Source organism: Draconibacterium orientale, assembly GCF_900111425.1.
GTDB lineage: Bacteria > Bacteroidota > Bacteroidia > Bacteroidales > Prolixibacteraceae > Draconibacterium > Draconibacterium orientale.
This window is the reverse complement of the sequence record NZ_FOHT01000030.1, coordinates 16,319-37,714: the sequence shown is the minus strand read 5'-3', so window position 1 is coordinate 37,714 and position 21,396 is coordinate 16,319. Positions and strand designations below refer to the sequence as shown.

The following is a 21,396-nucleotide window of genomic DNA, read 5'->3' as shown; positions in this document are numbered from 1 at the left end:
AAAATAATTTCGTTTAGTTCAATTAATATACTCAAAAAAAAATGATCTTACCTTCGTCATTTTTGCTCCATTATCGGCACTATTACTTTATCTTCTTTTACCTTGAATTTGTAAACATTATTGGCAGCATCCCATTCTTTTGCCACCGGCACTATTCGTGTCCTCCTTGGACTCACCTGATCCTGACCAAAATGAACATGGTATACATAATAGAGCTGGCCATTTAAACCTTCAAAAAAATCGCCATGCCCTGAACCATTTTCACCAACAATGGATCGATGAATAATCGGACTGTTTTCCTGCTTTATCCATGGGCCATAAGGCGAATCGGCAATTGCATACCCCACAGCATAGTCGATATTTTTAAAGTGATTTGCCGAATAAAACAGGTAATACTTATTCTTTAGTTTGATAACGGTCGGGCCTTCCATAATTGGTGCCGACTCAAAATTGGGTGTGGCTTCCCATTCTTCGGTCTGGTTGAAACATTTTGTAAGTGTTTCAGGCTTAATCTTTCCTTTTTTCAGATCAAACTCTGCTACCCAAAGAAAGTTACCATTATTAAAGCGGACATGATAGAGGTAAAACTTACCGTTATCATCTTTGAATATGAATGAATCGATATTCTTCTCGGAACCATCAATTGGTGCAACTTTTTTTTGACGATACGGCCCTAACAGCGAGTTTGACTTAGCTAGTACCGTTTGTTCATTTGCAGTATAAGTGAAAAAATACGTATCGTTGTTTCGAAATAGTTGTGGCGCCCAAAATCCCCGTTCGCCGTATACATGATCTCCCTTAGTTAGCAGCATGTGAACAGAACCGCTTGTACTTGCAGGTTGCGACCAGGTTTTTAGGTCTTTCGATTCCAGAATAGAAAATCCTAAAGGCTGGTCTTTTTGTCCGCCTGTACCGGTAAGATAGTAGGTATCGCCATCAACATAAATCGTTGGATCGGCAAAAAACAATTCTTTCTTTTCTTGTGCTGAAATCCTTACAACAACCAGTATAATAAGCGCCCAACTAAGAATAAATTTCATTTCGCTTTTCGTTTAATATTATTTGTTTAAATCTACTACCATACATTAAATGCATGTGTTTTTACATCATCAGTATTTATTCCGAGTCCAAAATAATCCGTACCAATGCTAATGGAGGGATCGTATATTTTACAGTGTTTCCTTTCACCGTAATTTTGTCGAATACTGGAGCTATCGTTTCCGGATTCTCCCAACTATTTCGTAATGCAAGATCATTACTTTCTATCATCATGAGTGCGGCTTCTTTTTTGGGATTGAATCCTTCAATGGTCAGCTCCACTTTTTGTGCTGTTTCTGCATCGCGGTTACAGATAAAAATTGAGGCAGAATTCCCTGTTTCATCCAATAAAGCAGATGCATCTACTGTGGAAATATTCTCCTTATTGATCACATATTTTCCGGTGCTGGCAAATACTGGTGAATCAGTTTTAACATCTAACGGAATGGTTCCGTTTTGACTTGAATACATAAAATGACTCCAGTATACCGGCTGTGAATAGATAATTCCACGGTCTTTTCTTAAACCGCCGCCGTGGTTCATTAATGCCGATCGGGTCACCAATTCAACCAAGCCATTGCTTCTGATACAGGTATTTATTATTCCCGAATACCACAGGGCACCACTAATACTGGTTACATTGCCAACGGAACGAGGTTGTGGCCAATCCATAAGTTCTGTTATTGCAACCTTTGGTTTAACATTTGCCTGCTCCATCGGTTCAACAACCAGATTGTGTAAGAAATCAGGGTAATTTTCAATAAAAGCAACCAGGTCTTTCCAGGCTTCAACGGGATCGGCATTCTCATCGACTGCCCTACCAACTAAAGAATGAACTGAAACAGAACGCACCAAATTACCGTTGTGTTCCATTAGTTTGTAATTCCATTCCGGATCAACTCCCCGGCTTATTAACTCGGATTTTTCCAGCACCTGAATCAAACCATTTGCAACTAAAGAGATGCTCGAATCAGCTTTCAACAATTGCGGAGCAAACATGGCATAACGTCTGGCGTAATCATCGCCATCAGTAAATCCAATCTGCCATTCGCCGCAAAGTTCGTTACCAACTTCCCAAATTTTCACATTAAATGGTTCTTTGTGCCCGTTTTCGGCTCTTAATTTCCCCATCGAAGTGTTGGCCGGATCATTACAATACCTCACCCAATTTGCCGCTTCCTCGGCCGTTCCGTTTCCTGCATTCACACAAATCATTGGCGTTGCCCCAACCAACCTGCATAAGTTTATCCATTCATCGGTTCCCACATGGTTCCATTCCATTCCGTGCCAGGCCGGATTTGGAAGCACCGGCCGCTCATCAATCGGCCCCACACCGTCCATCCAGTGATAACCACTCACAAAATTTCCACCAGGAAAACGCAGTAAAGGAAGTTTCATATTTTTTAGTAATGCCACCAATTCCGGTTCCCAACCATCGATATGGTCATCCGGGAAACAAAGAATCCTTGCAAACTCGGTTACAGTGCCCGGCTCAACCAGCAAACGCAGTAAATACGCGTCACCTTTCTGATGTTCAGATGTCCTAACTTTTATTGTCTTTTTATTGGTTTCCCAGGCTGAATTCAGTTCAAAATTTGTTTCACCTAAAACGTTTTCATCAAGATCCAAAATCTGCAAAGTCACTTTTGTTTGATTGTTGGAACGGGCTCTTAAAGTCAGCTCGTAACCTTCGGTTCGGTGTAGGGGTAAAAATACCCCACTTTGAATATAACCAACTTCATCTCCAGTTTCGATCTGCTGAAAATCATGAATTCCTTCTTTTAGCAACCGGCCATGCAAGTTGTCCGAGGAAGCCCAGTAAGCTGCAAAACCATTTCTTGAATCATTTACCAGATTAGTCAGCTTAAAAGTCTCTTGAGATTGCTGAAGTTTCTGTTCCATCATGTTTCCGTAATCACGAACCGGCCAATAGCTTGCCGGCACAAATTCGGGATTCTCAACAACCTGCGCCCACGCTCCACCATAAACGTTTCGCCCCAGATGCTCGGTAAACAAGCCAAATAAATTTCTGGAAATGGGCTTGTCTTTTTTGTTGACACCAACAGTTATTTGTACCTGCGCAACAACGTCTTGCATAAGTGCAAAACAAAACATCAGCGTTAATAATTTTACCATTTTCATTTTGTAAGCTGCTAATTTTGTAAAATTAAACGATCGGAATAAGTTCTGTTATCCGCAATAACTTTTACAAGATACATCCCATTTGTGAGATGGTGTAATTTGACTGTTCCCGACTGAACAGCTTGCAGTGCTGTTACAGCACTGCCATTAATATCAAACAACTGAAATTGTCCTTCTTCTTCCAGTACTTTTGCAGTGAATTGAATACTTCCGGCAGCTGGATTAGGATAGAAAAGTTTAAGATCCGATGGATCTGAGATCGTGTTTACAGCCGTTTCCTGATCTTTAAAACTGGCTGCAATCCCTTCGCTCATTATCGATTTAATTTGCTTCGGGCTAAGTACTTCACGGGTCCAGAATAGCTCGTCCAGGCTTCCGTACAGGAAAGCCCTTTCTTCATTTTTAAAAGCACCTAATACAAAAGCCCCAACCGATTGCTCGGTTCCAAAATCAGCAATCCCTTTTAATTCTCCGTCCACATAAAGGCTTTTCAGTCCTTTCTCGGCATCGTGAACAACTGTAAGATGATACCAGATTCCCGGTTTAATAACATCTGAACTTTGCGCCCTTAAACCACTTTCGAAAGTGCCGGGATAATCGCCATTTAATATTTCCATCATAATCCTTCCGGGAGGCGTTCCACCGGCCGGATCTTTTTGATGCAGAATTGTCATACCGGCGTTGGCCACACTGGTCGATTGATCCATTTTCACCCACACTCCAAGTGTACTGCTTTCTGATCCTACATTTATCAATGCATCCTGCGTTGTTACGTATGCCGAATTATTAAAACTTAATGCTTTGCCGAACTTTCCTTCGGTATACGTTTCACTTCCCTTTGTTAAGTTGAATTCAACATTTTCGGGCGAAGCATCTGCCAGGTTTTCATCAAATTCGAACTGCATAAATATTTTTGATGGATCCGCTGGCGGGACTTCATTATTTTCACCAGTTTCAACTTCCTGAATTTTAAAAAAATCGTCGATAAAGCCATAATTAAACTGATTAGCACCTGTCTCAGGGTCATCCTCTACAGTCGTTCCATTAATAATATTATTCAGCAGCCAGGGCACTGTGTTTCCATCGAAATTTGTTCCCCAACTAATCTGGTAGGAATAAGTAGCCACATTAAACGATTCATATTGGCTAAGCAGCTCGTATACTTCCCATAAATAATGTTTTCGCTCTTCGAACCACGAACAACTACTCAAAAAATCATCCCATTCTGCTTTCGGACGACGGTTGTTCAATGCTTCGTAAATGTATTGATGCACTAACATGTCGGATGAATAGCCATACTTTGTAGCGAATTCAGCAGGAATAAGGTCGCGGGTATGATCTTGCCAATAGAAAACCAGCGAAAATTCGGTCATCAGAATTTTCTGATCGTCACGGATTCTGGCATCAGCATAGCTGTACATCGAAACAATATCGTTATTCTCTTTATGGTGAATGTGCAGATCAATACCCTCTATCCACGGCGTTTCTTTTACAAAGTCGAGCATAGTAAGCACTCCCTCAGTATCGCGGTAGAAATCGTATAAACGGTTAAATGCCCCAAAATAAATCGGTATATTCTCTTTCTCTTCCCGGTATTCATTTACCCGGTTACACATGTACTGATAAAAAGGAGCCAAACGCGTGTTTCGTTCATCATTATTCATCGATTCGATAAAGGGTTCGTTTCCCACAACGATAATATCGATCTTGCCCCAAACACGATCCAGAAAGTTTTGGAGAAATTCATTGTATTCTTCAATTTCAGTGCTCGTAGTATCGGGGTACGATTTGTTATGAAAATTCCATTTAATATTCAAAATGGTTTTGTACCCTTCACTTTTCAGGTTCAAAAAATCTTCGAGCTGATCATCTACATCAGTCAAACGGTCCTGATCTTCGAAATAGGGAAAGAAATCAAAAAAGCCTCTTACCCAGGTAGTCTTTGTCCGGGCCAGTTTTGTAACATCCTCTGCTTGAAAAAGCGATTCGTTAAAATTTACGCCCATTTCTTGGGCGTCAATCTTCAACGTTATTATTATCAGGCAAATGGCAAGAAAACCTTTTAATGCATTTAATTTCAAATTCATAATATTTCAGTTTTATGATGTGAAAAAAAGGGCTGCATACGATGAATCCCATGCAGCCCCGATAACTAACCAAACTAAACTATCTATTAATAACCTTCCCGTTGGTCTAATGCTGTATTGGCATCAACCTCTGCCAACGGATAAGGGAAATATACCTGTTCAGGAGATGTGGTTAAACCACGATCTTCTGCGTATTCCAAAAATTTACCATGACGGATCAGATCCTCCCTGCGTTTTCCTTCTGAGAAGAATTCCCAGCCACGTTCATCCAAAATCAAATCCCTGAAACTAGCTTTGTCGCCAACATCTGCTAAAGTGTATGGCGTAACTTTTGCTCTGTTTCTAATTTGATTGATCAGATCAACTGATTCCTGTGTCGGTCCGTTTAACTCATTCAATGCCTCGGCTCTACATAGTAAAATATCGGCATAACGGATATAAGGTACATCGCATCCACTGAAGTTACCTGTCTGCTCGTTATCAAAATATTTAAGACTTCTGCAGTTATCGGTGTTTGCAGTTCTTAAATTAACAAGATTTCCTCCTGCGTTGTAATAATCCTCAATAATAGTTTGTTTTCTGGCATCATTAGGATCAAAAGAATCAACAAAACCATCGCGCATACTAAACTGAGTTGGCCAATTTGCCATTCCTACAATCCATTCAAATTCGGGAATATTATCCGAGGTTCTAAATCCCGGAGGGAATGCACCGTTCTGATAATCGTTATTGTAACCACCACTTTCGTTTTTCAACGACCAGGTTACAATCATTTCTTTATTCGCAGCATTGGTCTGTGGTTCATTTACAACAAAGAAGGCCGCCCTGTACTCAGGAAACAATTCGTAATAGTTCAAATTCATTACATCCTGCGTAGCATCAACAACCTTGCTCCATTGTTTCGTATTCATCAAAAATTTTGTAAGTGCAGCGTAGGCATGGCCTTTTGTAGCTCTTCCTACCTGAGTTTGTGCCGCAGGATCCAATAAATCCTGAGCAGCTGCATTTAATTCTGTTTCTATAAAACTGCGGAATTCTTCCTCTGTTGGCAATCCCAGTTCTTTTGGCTGGACCGTGAGATCTGCAGTGGTACGAAGCGGAACCGGTCCAAAATATTTATACATATCTGTATAGCAGTATGCACGAATGTACCTGGCTTCAGCCACAACCATTTTTTTGAAATCCTCATCAACATCAGAATTGTCGATATTATCAAGCAAAGTATTTGCATTTCGAATTGCAGTATACGGACGAGTCCAGAATAAACCTCCAAGATGGTTGGTAGATGCATCCCAGTTGAAATCCATAAAAGGCTTCATTTCTCTTTCTACTGCCCCGATTCTTACCCGCCCAACATCGGTAGTAACTTCATTAATAAGAATATCAGTTCGAACAGAAGAGCCCGGTGTATAATTATTGTAAGCAGAAAAAAGTAATGCTTCAATTCCGTCTTCATTCTGCAGAGCATTTCCAGGAGCAAACTCAGCTACCGGATACATTTCCAGTTGGTCTTCACATGAAACAAGTGCACCGATTATGAGCAATGTTCCAAATATCTTTTTGAATATATTTTTCTTCATTTTAGCCATTTTTAAAATTCAACATTTACACCTAATAAATAGGTACGTGGGATAGGATAAGCATTAAAGTCGACTGCAAGCGTATTACTTCCGCTGGCATTAGATGCCGGATCAGTTCCCAGGTAATCTGTGATAGTAAATAGATTTTGGGCCGTTACATAAAAGGAAAGTTTATTTAAGAAGTTGATATTTTCAACAGCAACATCATACCCCAATCTTACCGACTGTAAGCGTATGTACGAAGCATCTTCAACAGTAATTGAATTGATAAGTGCAGAAGTACCTCCCGAAGCAAGCGGATTTACGTACGACGGATATTTATTTGATGGATTTTCAGGAGTCCAACGCTCGAGCAATGGTGTTGCTATCCGGTTTTGTCTGAAGTTATTTGGGAACATTGAATTGGCTAAGTTTCCATTCAACTTATCCATTCCCTGCACACCCTGCATAACAACATCGAGTGAGAAATTTTTGTACTGCAAATTACTGGTAAGTCCCCAAGTAAAATCCGGAATTGGATCGCCAATAATAGTACGGTCCTCTGAGTTTATAGTCCCATCAGGAGTAATATCCCTAAACTTAATATCGCCAGGACTTACGTTATCATTTGTTACGCTAAAATCATCGTCTGTCTGCCAAATTCCGTCAACAATATATCCGTAGTATGAATTCAAAGCTTCACCGGGTGTAATAATAGCAAAATCGGGAAGTTGAGAAAGACCTCCGTGAATTATATCTCCGCGGTCGCCGATGTTCAACACTTCGTTTTTCAAGGTTGAGAAGTTACCTGAAAGGTTCCAGTATAAATCTGTTGTTCGAATAACGTCGTAACTTAAAGTCAATTCAAATCCCTGGTTACGAACACCCCCCATATTCTGTATCTGGCCAGTAAAACCGGTGTTCATTGGTTGTGGAATACTTACCAAAAGGTCAGTAGTTTCTTTATTAAAGTAATCAAACGAACCGGTTAATCTGTTCTCCCACAACCCAAAATCGAAACCAACGTCAATTTGAACTGCTTTCTCCCAGGTCAAATCAGGATTGGAAATTCGCGAAGGCACAATTGTGCTGTAAAAACTGTCGCCAAAAAGCACCTGGTTACCGGCAGAAAATGTTTGATAAGTCAGCTCATTTCCAATTGATGCATTACCGGTACTACCAATACTAAATCGTGGTTTAAGTTCTGAAACCCACTCAGCATCACCCATAAAACCTTCTTTATGCATTTTCCATGCAATAGCTGCCGATGGGAAATAACCGAATTTATTGTTTTCACCAAAACGTGAAGAACCATCTGCCCTGAATGATGCAGTTAAAAGGTATTTGTCTTTTAACGAATAATTTACCCTGGCCAAATACGAAATGAATTTAGCCTGTGTGCGGCCACTGCCAAGATTATTGAGCAAAGGATCGCCGGATCCAATCGCATTGGTTCCCAGATCTGGTAGTGCAAATCCACGTGCATCACCGGCAAAAGTTTTCGTTTGAAAATACTCGTAGGTTGTACCAACTACACCACTCAAACTGTTCTCGCCAAATTGTTTGTTATAATTTAACGTTCCTTCAACAGAAACATAGTCTTTTCTACCGGTTTGAATAGAAGCGATACCACCTGTTCCGGCTCCCGACACTGTATAAGGTTGAATAAAAATATCTCTTCTTACATTCTGGACATCGCCTCCAAGTTTTGCCTGTGCTGATAATTCAGGCAAAATAAAATACTCAAGAAAGGTGTTTCCAAAGAAGCGGAATGTTTCGGCAACAGCATCTTCTCCATTAAGAATAGCAAGAGGATTATCACCTACAAAAAAATCAGACTTTCGATAACTGCCGTCTTCTGTATAGGGAGCAATTACCGGATCGTAATTTATTGCCGTGTAAATGGCTCCGCCATTTTCGTTAATACCCAGACCTGTTGATGCAAAATCATCGAAAATATAAGAGCCATTCAGATTCACTCCTGCTCTCATTTTTTCTTTATCATCATAGTTCAGGTTAATGCGAGTATTGAATCGTTCCATACTGGAACCTTCTACTAAGCCTTCCTGCTCGAAATAATTAATCGATGAAAAATAAGTTAGATTTGCAGCACCACCTGACATAGTAATGTTATGATTTTGAGTTTTTGCTGTCCTGTAGATCAGGTCCTGCCAATCTGTTCCGCCGCCTTCAATTTCATCAATACGTTGCAGTTCATCTCCACCACCTAAATCAATAATTGAGTTCAGAACATCTTTGTATTCGGTAGCTGTTAAAACATCCAGAGGTTTATATACCTGCTGAATACCGTAATAACCATCGTATCCAACCCGTAGTTTTCCTTTGCTACCTTTTTTAGTTGTAATTATTACTACACCATTCGATCCTCTTGAACCATAAATTGCAGTTGCAGAGGCATCTTTTAAAACTTCGAGCGATGCAATGTCAGAAGGATTCAATGAGTTTAATGGGTTTCTTGGATTTTGATTACCGGTAAAGCCAACCCCACCGGTACCGGCAACACTACCATTATTAACGATAACCCCGTCAACAACATACAGTGGTTCATTACCAGCCTGGATCGAACCTGATCCCCTGATACTGATACTTAAACCACCACCAGGCTCGTTACTTTTTTGCGAAATCTGTACACCTGCAACCCGACCTTGCAAAGCCTGTTCTACTGATGCATTGGCACCAGGATTCAGATCTTCAGCTTTTACAGATGTTACGGAACCGGTAAGATCACTTTTTTTAACCGTTCCATATCCGATTACCACTACCTGTTCCAACTCTTCAATATCCTGCTTCAATACAACATTGATTTTCGACTGTCCGTTAACCGGAACAGTTTGAGATAAGTAACCGATAAAACTGAATACCAGGTTACCATCGGCAGGTGCGCTAATTGAATACTCTCCATTAAAATTTGAGGTGGTTCCCTGAGTTGTCCCCTCTACAATAATTGTTACACCGGGAAGTTCTTCTCCGTCGTCGCTTTTAACCACACCAGTAATATTATTCTGCGCAAATAACGTTACTGGGAGGATAAACAAGACCAGAGATAATAGTTTTAGCTTGTTCATAAATTGATTAATTTAGTTTATACAATATTAAAATCTGTTTGTTTTTATCTTCTTGATAATGCTTCATAAATACTGGAATCTGAGTTAATCAGGATTTTCACTCATCCTTGAACTTCAGAAAACCAGCATCTATACTATTCTTTGTTGTATCAAAGTTTTCAAATCTTTTTTCGCCGTTAAAATCTATCGGGAAAGCATTCTTTAAGGTTCCTGCACCAATGGCAGCAGAACCTTGTTCCAGGCGGAAATCATTCTTGTCGGGGTTTACAAAAAGAGGTTTGCCTTCCCGGTTTTCTGAAGCCCAGCTCTCTGCATTCATTTCAGTCACTGTTTTATAGTCGTCTGCTTTATATGAATACCTGCAAAGACTAAGGATCTGATTATCGCAAAAAAGGTTGTTTTGAATTTCGGTCCATTGTTGTTTACGTGCCGAAGTAGGATCGGCCCCCTCGTATGCGTCAGCTACAAAAAGTGCTGCGCCGTAATTATTTGCAAAAATGGAATTGATTATACGGTTTTGTGCAGGCACACGACCTAACTGAGCGATGGCTGCACCTTTAGACATACCTCTATTATTTACTACTGTGCAATGACTCATCAGAAGAGTTGCACCACCATTCATTACAATATTTCCTCCTTCAAGCAGGGTAAAATTGTTATTCAGTAAACAGTTGATAAAACGCAGTGTGCCGGTCTGCTTTTGATCGGTAACAAACCACGCAATACCTCCATTCTCTTGTGCTTTATTATTGCTGATGTTGCAATTATAAAAACGAGTGTGGTAGCTATTATCGGCATTACAATTCACGTACACCGCACCTCCGTTATTGTGCGCTTCGTTGTTAATAATGTCACAACCAACAAACAACGGACTGGCGCCATTTGTAACATAAATCCCTCCACCGTTTTTTGCTGCGTAATTATCGAAGATGGTACAGTTAACAAACCGAACTGATTCGCCGCCATTCTCCAGCCAAATTCCGGCACCGTTTCCTTTTGCCGTTTCGCCGGTATTTTTACCACCTGTTATGGTTAACCCATCAATTCTGATGTATTCTGAATTTGTTATTGTGAGTACATGTGAAGTCTTTCTTTCTCCATCAAGTTTTGTAGTTGTCAATTCTGTTCTTTCTGACAGCGCTTTTTCATTTCCATTGAAACCACCATAGATATAAATCGCTGTTTTTCTTTCGATAGTTAAGGTGGTTCCATAACTGCCTTCCGCTACCCATATTTGTGTTCCGGGTTCAGCCGCATCAACAGCCTCTTGCAATGATGTAAAACCTGACTGCCATGATTTTCCATCCGCGTTATTTCCGTTCTCAGATACAAATATTACAGGCATATTTTCGGTGGCTGCAGAAGGGTAAGGAATAACCGGCATAAGGTGGCTTTGCTTATCCATTTTCATCTGAACCAGGGCAGCATTTTCGCGCCACTGGGCAGCAGCTTCATCATTGCCGAACATGGTTGCCCAGGTGTTTCCGTCAAAATCATCGAAGATCATATTATGTCCGCCATGTGAAATGGCAATGTACGCTTCAGAATATGGCCCGGTAATATTTTCAGACATCGCGATCATACAATCATATCGCCCATCGGCAACGCGCCGGTTAACATCTGTGTTACCAAAAACGTGGCCTTTTTTAGGACTTTCGGTATTCCATTCGGCAGCCATCAGGTAATAAATACCATTCTTGTAGTACATATTTACCCCTTCGTAACCCACTTCTTTACCACTGGCATCTTTTGGGAATACTGGTGGTTCATTGTCGGCAAACCCCATCATATTGGGTTTTAGTTTTTTCATATTCCCAGGGCCCCAAATGTACCAAACGGTACCATCAACATCTTTAAATAAAGTGGCATCGATTCCCTTTACCATCGCACCATCTTTTTTAACATCTTCGTAAGGTCCTTCAGGTTTTCCTGTGGTGCTTTTTAACAATCCGGATCCGTAACCACCGCTAACGGAATAGGTAATCCAGAAGTTATTGTTGATATAATGAATTTCGGGTGCCCAAATGCCACGAATCATGCGTCCATTGGCAATCTTTATTTTTCGTTGTGCATCATTACTGGCATCTTTATCAAAGGTCCATACAAAACCATCTTCGCCAATCATTTGCCAGTCTTTTAAGTCTGATGATTCCCAAATACGAATTCCTTCGGCAACTCCCCAGTTATCGTCGGTAGTTCCGGTTAAATAATATTTTCCACTGGGAGCTTTGCATACTGCCACATCGCGCAAGTGGTATTTAAATAATGGTGAAACAACAGGCAGCGGTGGTTCGATACTGTCGATGGCACTCTCGAACATCGCCGACACCTTTGGATTTAATGTTTGACCTTTTAACGTTCCGTGGGCAAAAACAATGAAAACGATTAAAAGATATAAGCTTGATTTGATTCGTTGCATAAGTAAAAAGTTTGATGCAAGAATCGGAAATAATGTGATTTAGATACTGGAATTTGGATTAAAAAACAGGGAAAATAAGAAATACCAATTCTTCGAATCAATTCATATTCAAGCCCTTAATTTTAGCCAGCAATTCTTTACGGTAAACGGTTGGTGTTTTCTTGTACACCTTTTTAAATACCTTACTGAAATAATTAGGATCGGTGAAACCTACTTCATAGGCAATGTCAGAGATATTGCGGTTGGAATCGGCCATTAATTCAATCGCCTTTTTAAAACGCAACGACTGAATATAATCGGAACCGGACATATTGAGCAGCTTTTTCAGTTTCAGGTAAACCAATGTTTTACTCATGCCCAATTTTTTGGCCAGTTCTTCGGTATTTAGGGTTTCGCTTTCAATATTTTCGTTTATGATCGTTGATACTTTCTCAATAAAATCTTTGTCTTTATCCTGAAAATTCAACTTCTCCAAATCAATATGAGCGCCGGTAACCACTTTCTCTTTCAGCTTTTTACGCATCTCTATAAAATTGCGCACATGCAAATCCAACTCATTCAAGTCGAAAGGCTTACGCACGTATGCTTCCGCACCGGCCTGTAATCCTGCAATCTTATCTTCGTGAGTGGTTTTTGCTGTTAGTAATATAACTGCAATATGACTAGTGGTCTCGTCGGCCTTAATTTTTTTACAAAACTCAATGCCATCCATTTCGGGCATCATTACATCGCTGATAATAATATCGGGTTCTTCGTCCTTCACAATTTTCAGGGCCTCTATTCCGTTTTGAGCGCACTTCACATCGAAATTTCCGGAATAATGCTCCTTTAAAACTTCGGCCAGGTCAACAGTATCTTCAACAATTAAAAGTTTAAACTCTTTATCGCTATCTGCCTTATGTTTTGCAGGAAGCTGTTTCGAATTCACTTCAGCAATGCTTTCCAACTCAAGACTCCGATTAATGGCTTCCTTATTGTTCTCCAGTTTAATATTTGAAATCCCCTTATAATCAAGCGGTAATCGAATTTTAAACCGGGTTCCTTCGTTTGGTCTGCTACTCACTTTAATTGTTCCGTGCAGGTATTCTACCAAACTTTTTACCAGCGTAAGCCCAATTCCGGAACCGCTTTTTTGTTCGTTATGCTGGTAATTCATGTAAAAAGGCGTGAACAAATTTTGTTGTTCCTCTTCTGAAATTCCTTTACCTGTATCCGAAATACAAATATTCAAGCTTTTCTGTTCTTCATAAATTACATCATCGATAATTCTCACCTCACAAATAATCCTTCCATGTACAGGTGTATGTTTCAAGGCATTCGAAATAAGATTCACAATGATCTTTTCAATTTTATCTGGGTCGAACCAATATTCATAGCCTTCACGATTAGCCTTGAATTCAAAATTTACGCGGTGTTCATCGAACAATGGCGTAAATACCAAACACGATTCACGTAAAAAGTTGATAATGTCACCTTTTTGTAAAATAAGTTTGGCGTGTTTTGTTTCAATTCTTCGGAAATCCATTAACTGGTTAAAAAGAAAAGAAAGTCGTTTTGAGCTTCGACTCAGTCGCTGAAAGCGTACTTTCAAATCATCCGAAACATCTTTTTGCCCAAATATTTGGTCAATGCTCGAAATGATTATGGAAAGCGGTGTTTTAAATTCGTGTGAGATATAGGTATAAAAATTAAGTCGTTGCTGATTTAACTCCTTAATTTTTTCCTTTTCCATTCGCTCCATATCCAGTGCAGCCTTTTCTTTTTCTTTGTCGATAGTAATTTTGCGATAGAGAATAAAAATTCCAACAAGCAGCAAAAAATACAATAGAAAAGCACCGGTAGACAAATAAAACGGTGGACGGATTCGAATAGCAAGACTTTTTGTGTTGGCACTCGAAACACCATCGTTGTTCTCGGCTTTTAAATGAAATGTGTATTTACCCGGTAACAAATTGGTATAATTTACACTTGTTTTGTTACCCATCTCATTCCAATCCTCATCAAAACCCTCCAGGTAATAATAAAACTTATTATTTCCGGCCGAGATGTGATTGACTGCAACAAAATTGATGGAAAAAGCTTTCTGAGAATAACTTAATGTAATTTTTTCAGTTTGATCAATAGGTTGAGTTAAAATACCTTTTTCAGCAACTCGTACACTTTCGTTTGCCAGTTTAAAATCGGTAAATACCAATTGTGGTTTTACTGTATTGTCGACAATTTCAGTCGGATTAAAATAAGTCAAACCGTTTACATGACCGAAATAAAGCGTACCATCAAAATCTTTGTAGTACGAACCGAAGTTGAATTGCATTTGTGCTAGTCCGTCGTTGCGGTTGTAATTTCGGAATGAATTGGTTTCCGGATTATACATGGACAATCCCTGATTGGTACTTAACCACATATGCCTATTGGCATCTTCCAGGATTCCGTATACCGTATTATTGGGCAAACCATTCTCCATACTAAGATGATCAAACGAGTCAGTTTCAGGATTGTAAATATTAACACCTCCATCAACCGTTCCAAACCAGATTTTCCCGTTGCTGTCTTCGTTTACTGCAATGATTTTATTTGTTGATAGGAATTCGTTTTGCCTGTAAAAACTGATGGATTCGCTTTCTTTGTTGAGACGGGCAATCCCACCATGCCGTATACAAAACCACATATTCCCGTTCCCACCTTCCAAAACACTGTAAATAAACAGATTGCCCAACTCATCTTTTTTAACCGGCAGTAGTTTCTCCGATTTATAATCGTATTTGTATACGCCCTTCCGTGTACCTACCCATATTTCATCTTTAGTGTCTTTATAAATACTATACACCGAGTTTTCTGATATACTATACCGTATATCAGGAAGAATCGAAATATTTTTAAATCGGTTGGTTTTAGGATTAAAAATGTCAATTCCGGTCATAAAATGTCCAAACCAAATATTCCCATTTTTGTCTTCGCAAATGGCATGAATATTATTTGAACTGAGTCCATCATTTCCCTTATGCTGATAATATTTGAGAATTTCTTTGGTTTTGGTATTAAAGGTACAAACACCTCCATCTTCGGTTGCAATCCATAAAATACCGCTCGAATCTTTATAGAGTTTATTAACAGCCTTACCTCTAAGCTCATTTTCACCATCGCCAGGATAGATATTGAAAAATCCTTTAAAATTGCTTAGGTTAGTATAGTTTATTCCTCCAAAGTAGGTCCCGATCCACATCATATCTTCCTTGCTTCGGAACACACAATAGGTAGCATTGTCGTTTAACGAATATTCCGAACTCTCCAAAGAATGCTGAATGTTCACAGTTTCAAATGTGGATGGATCGAGAATAAAAATTCCAATCTCACTACAAATCCAGATATTTCCTTCTGCATCCTCCTCAATATCCCGAACTACTGTAGTTTCATCCTGTTCGGATTCCGCAAGCCGAACTTTCGAAAACTTATTCTGCAATTTATCAAACAGGTACAAACCACGATTCTCCGTTCCTACCCAGTAATTACCTGCCTTATCGATATAAATCTTATTGATTATATTGGTTTGAAGTTCCGAAGTATTGCCAGTGTTAAAATACTCGAGTAAAACACCGTCGGTATTTAAAATATAAATTCCTGAGTTAGTTGATACATAAAGCGTCTTTGTATCACTTTCTGCAATTGATGTAATGCTCTCATTCTGTAATGAAATGAACCGTACAATGGAATTCTGTTTTGGGTGATAGGCATAGATTCCCTGATAAGTTCCTATTAAAACAACACCGTCAGAAGTTTCAAATAATGTAGTTATCCCCGGCAAATTATTTTCATCGAACAATATCGGCTCAAATTTGTCAAAACGACGGTTGTATTCAATCACCCCCCTGTCGGTTCCGGCAAACAGACGGTTGTTTTTTGTAATCAGAACTGAAGTAAAAAAGTTGGATGGAATACCTACATTATCTTCTTTGTAATAGCGCCGAATGTTATAACTGTCGTATTTATTGAGTCCTTGTTTCGTTGCAAACCAGATAATTCCTGACTCTTCCTGGGCAATATCATGGACAGTATTGTAAGTCAGCCCGTTTTCGTTGTTCAGTTTCTTGAAAACGTAACGCTTTTCGATTGCATTGACTGTAACACTCAACAACAATAAAACTAGAATATAAATGATTCCCCTTCCCATTCTACCTCAAAAATACGATTTACCTGAAACTTCCGTCTTTTTTGGCGAAAACAGAAAATAGAAAAAGATCAAGAGCTTCATTTTATTGGCTAATTATACGCGTGCAATAAAACGAAATATTATTTCATATTTCGGTAAATTGATTTAGAATTACTGGAAAATGATTCAGATTAATCGCATTAACCATTGGCACAAAATCCTGGTTTTTAATGACAACGATAAAATATCAATTTCCTTATAATCTTAGAACCAAATCCAAGAACGTGAGATGAAATTGTTGCGCGTATAATAAAGTAGAAAATAGGAAGCATTTAAAATCAAGTTTTGTTAGCGAACTAGCCATTCTTATGATAACGTGAACTTAATATTAATGCACTTTTATCTCTCAAAATTATTGGAATCAAGTCATCACTTCTCGATAAAATTTGATAAATTTAAATGATATTTGAATAATTAAACAACAAGTATTTATAGAGTTACCCAAAAGAGAGCATAAGAAAAAAGGAAAGTTATATCACTGACTTTCTGCACACTAAAAAACTAATCGTATCCTTGTCCTGGGCACCTTTCAATAGTCAAACAAATACTTTCCTAACTATAATTCATGCAAACCTTTTAACTCACTACACTATGTATCGATTCAAAATATTTATGATCAATTTAAAAGAAACTATATCGAGAACAAAAGAACGATGAATTCCAATTCACAAAATTGCCTTCAATTCTTTCATATCATCCGATATCTTCTTATCAACAATTCGAGCATATACTTGTGTTGTTTTTAAAGAATTATGCCCTAACATTTTTGATACCGTCTCTATCGGTATTCCATTTGAAAGAGTAACAGAGGTCGCAAAAGAATGCCTGGCAACGTGCATTGATAAGTTCTTTTTAATTCCACAGATAGTTGCCAACTCTTTAAGATAAGCATTCATTTTTTGGTTCGAACGAACTGGCAATAATAAGCCTTGTGATTCACTCCAGGCATAATCTTTATATTTTCTCAAAATTTTTAAAGCATTAGGAAGTAAAGGAATACGACATCGGTTCTTTGTTTTGTTCCGATCGATAATAATCCAATCTTCACCATCATCACCTTTATGAATGTGATGATAGCTCAACTTTGCAATGTCAGAGTACGACAAACCGGTGTAACACGCAAAAACAAAAACATCCCGCACAATGACAAGCCTATCAATCTGAATACGTTTTTTCTCTATTTTTTTAATTTCTTTTAGTGTAAGAAAGTCCCGATTTGCATCACCTCTTTTTACTTTGAAATTTTCATAAGGATTACGAACAATTAGCCCCATAGAAACCGCATCATTCAACACCTTTTTCACATGCCTATGATATCCCCACACTGTGTTTGTGCCAATATTGTGTTTAGATTTTAGGTAAATGTCAAAAGCACTCAGAAAAGTATAATCTACCTTTTTTATCTCAATATCTTTCCGAAAATAAAATTCCTTAACGAAATCTTTCAATCGCGTTAACGACGTTTTATAGTGCTTTAAAGTACCTTTAGAATAGCCCTTCCCCAACTTCTTCTCAATCGAATCGACAACTGACTCAAATAGCTCAATAAAATAATCTTTCGAACTTGTACCCGTAATTTTTTCTTTGATGGTGTAAATATCAAAATCATCCCTGCCCGCTTCCAACTGATTATAGATATCATAAATACCAGATACAAATTTCAATAAGCGATTATTTAGAATTCTAACTTCATGAGAACTTCCGGCAATTTCCTGCCTTGTTTTATCCCAATTATCTACATCCACTAAAATTGACGTTGACAGCTCAATTCTTCGTCCATCCATCACACAACGCGCATAAACAGGGCATTTCCCGCTGTTTTTACTCTTTGATTTCTTTAACAGAAGACTAATTCTGATTCTCATAACTCCTAAATTTTTAAGTTTTAGGGTCTCTTTAGGTCTCTTTTTGGGTAAAATTACCCTAAAAAGTGCCGTCTCACAACAGCAAAAGAGACCAATTCAGACCAAATTAAATTATGAATATCAGAGAGTTACAAAAAAGAGACCTATTTTTTAGCCAAAATTCGATGGGTCTCGATTTAGTCCCCTTTTTTTTGGTGTTTTTTGACTTATTATGAATTACCACAAAATAACAAAGCGCTGTAAATCAACGATTTAAGCGCTTTTGGTTCGGAATGATTTCCGACTTGGTGACTCAGCTGGGGCTCGAACCCAGGACCCCATCCTTAAAAGGGATGTGCTCTACCAACTGAGCTACTGAGTCATCCTTGTAGTACCTTTGTTTCTCAAAGGCGGGTGCAAAAGTAATTATTATTTTTTTTCATACAAATAAAGTAGCAGTAACTGCTGGATTTTCATATAAAAACTCCACCCTTCCTTCCTGCAAATAATCTGAAAACGAGGCAATTTAGGGTAGCTAAAATATTTGCTTAAAATATCAAATCCCCCAGGTTTTAGAACTGATCCATTTTAGAACTGATCCAAATTTTTGCAGCGTATTGGCAAAATGTAAATAAAAAAAAGCTCCGAATTTCTTCGAAGCTTTTTTGTTTGGTGACTCAGCTGGGGTTCGAACCCAGGACCCCATCCTTAAAAGGGATGTGCTCTACCAACTGAGCTACTGAGTCATCCTTGTAGTACCTTTGTTTCTCAAAGGCGGGTGCAAAAGTAATCATTATTTCTTTTCACACAAATCACAAAGCTATTTTTTTCAAAAAAAATGAAATTAGTAACTTATTGTCGCCACCATTTTCAAGAACCACACACCTCAGCGCTCTCGAATAATTCATCCACCATTCACATTTACAACAAATTACAATTCGTTTGGTTTTTGTTTCAATTTTATTTCAGACGATTTATTTGAGAGAAAAAATTTTAATATTAGTTTTGATTTTTCTTGAAAACTAAGTTTGAACAGAGCAACAACTTAATACCGCATCAATTTGATTAGTACCGAAGGATATATTGTACTCGCAATTGTATTGTTAACGATTATCGCCCTTGCAAAAGAGTTGATGCGTCCGGGACTCGTTTTTTTCTCCTCGGCAATCATTCTAATGGCAACAGGAGCAATAAGCGACAAAGAATTGCTGGCTGGTTTTTCAAACAAGGGAATGATTACCATTGGCATTCTGTTTATTGTTAGCGAAGGTGTGCGGCAATCGGGCATTCTAAACCGATTGGCACAAACCTACCTGCCAAGAAAGAGGAGAAAAATGGTTTCACTTATTCCGCAAATTATGTTTCCGGTTTCGGTGTTGTCCGCTTTTCTGAACAATACACCCGTGGTTATTATTTTTGCGCCTATCATAAAAAAATGGTCGGAGAACCTTAACCTGTCATCGAAGAAATTTCTGATACCACTTTCGTACGCTACCATTTTTGGAGGCATGTGTACCCTTATCGGCACTTCTACCAACCTGGTAGTTCACGGTTTAATTCTGGAGAACGGATACGAAGGTTTCAGCATGTTTGAACTGGCAAAGATTGGTGGCTTTATTGCCATTGCCGGTACTATTTACATGACTGTATTTAGCAACAGGCTGTTACCCGGCGAAAAGATATTCTTTAATTCAAAAAGCTCTACCGAATACAAGGATTACCACTACGACATTATTATTACCGAAAATAGTAATCTGATTGGCCTGGAAGTTAAAAATGGACGAATGAAAGAGCTAAAAGGCCTGATCATTCAAACCATTAATCGCAACGGTAATATAATTGAAACTAAAAAAGGTTCGTTTAAACTTCTGGCCGACGACATTCTGCTTGTGGCCGGAAAATCAGATCGCCTTAACTATATCCTGGCGAATTCGAATGTAAAGTTAAGTGGAATCGATTTGATAAAAAACGTACCAAAAGAAAACCTGAAACAATACGAAGCTGTTTTATCTCCGCGCTTTCCGGCAATTGGCAAAAATATTCACGAGTTTAACTTTTACGACCATTACCAGGCGGTGGTACTTGCCATACACCGCAACGGAGAGCGTATTACCAGCAATAAAGACAAGCTGCACCTGAAAACCGGCGACAACCTGGTTTTGCTTACCACCGAAAAGTTTATCGAAAACTGGGGCGACTCAAAAATCTTTCTGCTCACCTCCTACATTCGCGATTACCGCAGCACGGGTACTTTCTGGAAAAAGTGGCTGGCATTTATCATTTTGCTGGGTATGATTATTGGCACAACTGTTGGCAAATTCCTCTCGTCGCCCGATGGCATAACTTTAGATATGTTCTTTTTTGCCTCTCTGGCTGCCATGCTGTTGATCTGGCTCAAAATTATGCCACATCAGAAATACACCAAAGCTATCAGTTGGGATGTACTAATTACCATTGCCTGCGCTTTTGCCCTAAGCAAGGCCATGCAAAACTCCGGGGCAGCCGAAGCAATTGCGCGTACTACCATTAATTTCTCAAAAGGATTTGGACCGATCGGTGTAATGGCAGCACTTTATATTATCACAGCAATTTTTACCGAAATCATTACCAATAATGCAGCAGCGGCACTTGTATTTCCGATTGCACTAGCAGCTTCGCAACAGCTAAATGTCGATCCGAAACCATTTTTTGTAACCATAGCCATAGCTGCATCGGCCAGCTTTTCAACACCAATCGGTTATCAAACAAACCTTATTATTCAGGCTATCGGAAATTACAAATTCCGCGACTATGTAAAAATTGGCCTTCCGCTGAATTTAATCGCATTTATCTTGTCAATGCTTCTTATTCCCTACTTCTGGAGTTTCTAGCTTACACCCCATTTTGTCTCTTATTTAAATTCATTCTTAAGAAAGAAATCGATCACCTGACAAAAGCTTTCAATCCTTAAGCCAACCGGAATAAAATTCTATATTTGCATTCGTTTGAAGAGAAAAAATTAATATAGCTACAGC

The 21,396-nt window shown here is 38.8% G+C and carries 9 protein-coding genes and 2 tRNA genes; 1 reads left to right on the top strand and 10 read right to left on the bottom strand.

The window, feature by feature from the left end; translation table 11 throughout:
• Window positions 1-56 precede the first annotated feature (56 nt).
• From BMW53_RS15480 to BMW53_RS15435, 10 genes are all read right to left on the bottom strand, one after another.
• Window positions 57-1,040, bottom strand: coding sequence for a glycoside hydrolase family 43 protein (locus BMW53_RS15480; protein ID WP_038555192.1), 984 nt, complete (start codon window positions 1,038-1,040; stop codon window positions 57-59).
• Between the two features lie 76 nt (window positions 1,041-1,116).
• Complete coding sequence (locus BMW53_RS15475; protein ID WP_038555194.1) at window positions 1,117-3,180, bottom strand: alpha-L-arabinofuranosidase family protein; 2,064 nt, start codon at window positions 3,178-3,180, stop codon at window positions 1,117-1,119.
• 11 nt (window positions 3,181-3,191) lie between these two features.
• Window positions 3,192-5,267: a LamG-like jellyroll fold domain-containing protein gene (locus tag BMW53_RS15470; protein ID WP_038555196.1), complete on the bottom strand. Its 2,076-nt coding sequence runs from the start codon at window positions 5,265-5,267 to the stop codon at window positions 3,192-3,194.
• 86 nt (window positions 5,268-5,353) lie between these two features.
• Window positions 5,354-6,847, bottom strand: coding sequence for a RagB/SusD family nutrient uptake outer membrane protein (locus BMW53_RS15465; protein WP_074780937.1), 1,494 nt, complete (start codon window positions 6,845-6,847; stop codon window positions 5,354-5,356).
• 11 nt (window positions 6,848-6,858) lie between these two features.
• Window positions 6,859-9,912 carry a SusC/RagA family TonB-linked outer membrane protein gene (locus BMW53_RS15460; RefSeq protein ID WP_038555198.1) on the bottom strand — a complete coding sequence of 1,018 codons (3,054 nt, stop codon included), beginning with the start codon at window positions 9,910-9,912 and terminating at the stop codon, window positions 6,859-6,861.
• A 97-nt stretch (window positions 9,913-10,009) separates the two neighbouring features.
• Window positions 10,010-12,331 (bottom strand): family 43 glycosylhydrolase, encoded by a 2,322-nt coding sequence (locus BMW53_RS15455; RefSeq protein WP_038555200.1) that lies wholly within the window; start codon window positions 12,329-12,331, stop codon window positions 10,010-10,012.
• 97 nt (window positions 12,332-12,428) lie between these two features.
• Window positions 12,429-16,460 (bottom strand): hybrid sensor histidine kinase/response regulator transcription factor, encoded by a 4,032-nt coding sequence (locus tag BMW53_RS15450; protein WP_168136383.1) that lies wholly within the window; start codon window positions 16,458-16,460, stop codon window positions 12,429-12,431.
• 743 nt (window positions 16,461-17,203) lie between these two features.
• Complete coding sequence (locus BMW53_RS15445) at window positions 17,204-18,403, bottom strand: site-specific integrase (protein WP_038555218.1); 1,200 nt, start codon at window positions 18,401-18,403, stop codon at window positions 17,204-17,206.
• Window positions 18,404-18,688: 285 nt separating this feature from the next.
• Window positions 18,689-18,764 (bottom strand) — tRNA-Lys (locus BMW53_RS15440).
• 288 nt (window positions 18,765-19,052) lie between these two features.
• Window positions 19,053-19,128: transfer RNA gene (locus BMW53_RS15435), tRNA-Lys, on the bottom strand.
• A gap of 315 nt (window positions 19,129-19,443) precedes the next feature.
• Between BMW53_RS15435 and BMW53_RS15430 the strand changes: the two genes are divergently transcribed.
• Complete coding sequence (locus BMW53_RS15430; protein WP_051567556.1) at window positions 19,444-21,252, top strand: SLC13 family permease; 1,809 nt, start codon at window positions 19,444-19,446, stop codon at window positions 21,250-21,252.
• The last annotated feature ends 144 nt before the right edge of the window (window positions 21,253-21,396 follow it).